2 protein-coding genes are annotated in these 2,333 nt (G+C 36.8%); one reads left to right on the top strand and one right to left on the bottom strand.

The genetic code is table 11. The features are described from left to right. The first annotated feature begins 503 nt into the window (after positions 1–503). A complete protein-coding gene (locus tag ACFINF_RS09035) occupies positions 504–1,037 on the top strand; it encodes an antA/AntB antirepressor family protein (RefSeq protein ID WP_375620564.1) in 534 nt (177 codons plus the stop codon). A gap of 63 nt (positions 1,038–1,100) precedes the next feature. On the opposite strand, the gene ACFINF_RS09030 is transcribed toward ACFINF_RS09035, so the two are convergent. Continuing rightward, complete coding sequence (locus ACFINF_RS09030; RefSeq protein ID WP_375620563.1) at positions 1,101–2,147, bottom strand: Fic family protein; 1,047 nt, start codon at positions 2,145–2,147, stop codon at positions 1,101–1,103. Positions 2,148–2,333: the final 186 nt, after the last annotated feature.

Raw genomic sequence — 2,333 nt, 5'->3', positions numbered from 1 at the left:
GATTATCACTTGCGCTTTGGTTTTCTCCAGAAAAAATACAATAAAATCAATGCAAAAGGTACTTCCCAGCGGGTTGGCTTCGTTGCGGGGCAGGACAGCGCAAACTATCGCTAGCGACAGAATTTTCAAATTGACTGTACATTGTACACTTAACTCATTGATAAATAACAATTTCAATATGTACACTGTACAGTATGTCATTATTTTTAGATAAAAATTATTTTTATTCTTGACATTGTTGCGTCAATGTCTATTTTCGAATCAGGTGCCTAGAAAACACCTTAAACACATAGCGGATTGGTTGCCGAAATAATCAGTCTTCCGCACATTAAAGACTTTGACTCATTGTATGTTAGGCGCATATAATAACTTTGTCGGGTGTAGTTATGCTATACAATACCCTTGTGGGGAAAGCATAACGACGGGCTATGTGCCGTGTTTTCTAGCACCCGGCATCTTTTAGAATGTCAATAGAAAACCTTTAAGCACATAGGAGCCAAATCATGGCACAATATTTAATTGACTTACATCAAACTACGATTGATGGTGATGTCGTTCAGACAGTGAATGCACGTGAATTACATACATTTTTGGCAATAGGAAAACGTTTTGCTACTTGGATTACGAACCGCATTAATCAGTATGCATTTGAAGAGGGAAAGGACTGTATTTTAACGCTTCCCAAAATTGGGAAACGTAAAAATGTTATAAGTAAAGAATATCATATCACTCTAGACATGGCGAAAGAGCTTTCCATGGTTGAACGTAACGAGAAAGGACGTCAAGCACGCCGTTATTTTATTGAATGTGAAAAGAAACTAAAAAGCCAATCTGTTGATTATTGTGATGATATACGTTTTGCTTTCCCAAAAGATTGGGATAAAATGTCTCCAACTAAAAAGGCTGTTTACATTTATGGTCCACTCCATATGCATCTTGTTAAAGCCTTTACGTTGGTAGAAGAGATCAAACATTATAAAGCTTTAATTAAAGAAGCAAAACAAGTCTTAGAAAGATCTGTCGTAAAAGCCGCTTAGATTTAAAAACACATCTCCCCTCCCCGTTCTCAAAATGGGGAGGGGGTTAAGAAGGCAATAAAATTAAGGTGCGCTATACCAAGTTGATCGTCCACCACCATGACGTATCAAAAGGCCTTTTTCAACTAATGATGTAAAAGTTACTTTAAGTGTATTAGGGCTTGCACCAACCTCACGCACCATATCGCGGGTTGTAACTCGTCCGTGATTACGCACATAATCAAGAATATTAAGAGCCAATTCAGATAAGGAAAAAAGAGCATTTTTTTCACTCTCTATTTTTATTTCTAATTGGCGTTTTTGTTTTTGTAGAGCACGTAAAAAAAAGAGTATCCAAGGTTCCCAATTGGGTGTTTTAGTATAAATTGTTTTTTGAGTCTGATTCAGAGCTAAGTAATAGCTTTCTTTATTATTCTCAATAATGCTTTCAAGTGATGAATATGGTACATAAACATAACCTTTTTGTAACAAAAGCAGGGTGGTTAAGATACGGCTTAAACGCCCATTTCCATCTTGAAAAGGATGAATAGCTAAAAATGTAACATTAAAAATACCAATCGTAAGTAAAGGATGAAGATCCTTTAATTCATTGGTTTTATTGAACCAAGTAATAAGCTCTTGCATTCGGTATGGTGTATCAAATGGTGTAGCTGTTTCAAAAACAATGCCAACCATTTTCCCTTGAGAATTAAATGCTGCTACATCATTGCGTAAAGTCTTATATTCACCTCGATGTCGTTGATCTTTCTCACTATTGCACAGAAGATCACGATGAAGTTGTTTAATATGATTTTCAGTAATAGAAATATCACTCCAAGATTGAAAGATTGTTTCCATAACCTTGGCATAACCGATAACTTCTTGTTCATCACGACTCTTGAAATGTTTAATTTCTAAGTTTACCAAAAGCTGTTCGATTTCGCGGTCTGTTAACTTACTCCCTTCAATGCGTGTGGAAGATCCAATACTTTCAACAGTAGCAATATGACGAAGAGCGTTCAATCTCTCAGGTGCAAGAGTACCAAGGGCGCGCCATGCCCCTTTGAACTCATCAATTTCAGCAATGAGAGCCAATAATTCTTGTGTAATTTGGAGTGTATCTGTTTTCATACCGGAATATATACCCGATTATACCCGATTGTCAATCATTCGTAACACCGTAAACTCTTACTTCTTATGGCAGAGAAAAAGGCAATGAGCAACTATGAATAAGAAGCATCGTAAGGGTCTATCGGTTCGTGCGTTTGCAAAAAAGATGGGTGTTTCACATAATGCGGTGGTTTCTCGGATAAAGAC

This window comes from Bartonella sp. TS25HLJMH, assembly GCF_042193505.1.
GTDB classification, from domain to species: domain Bacteria; phylum Pseudomonadota; class Alphaproteobacteria; order Rhizobiales; family Rhizobiaceae; genus Bartonella; species Bartonella grahamii.
The sequence above is the reverse complement of the archived record's forward strand: the minus strand, read 5'-3'. Positions and strand labels throughout refer to the sequence as shown.

Excerpts from the sequence above, each read along its gene's own strand:
- ACFINF_RS09030 (WP_375620563.1), bottom strand. The coding sequence starts at position 2,147 with ATGAAAACAGATACACTCCAAATTACACAAGAATTATTGGCTCTCATT.
- ACFINF_RS09035 (WP_375620564.1), top strand. The coding sequence starts at position 504 with ATGGCACAATATTTAATTGACTTACATCAAACTACGATTGATGGTGAT.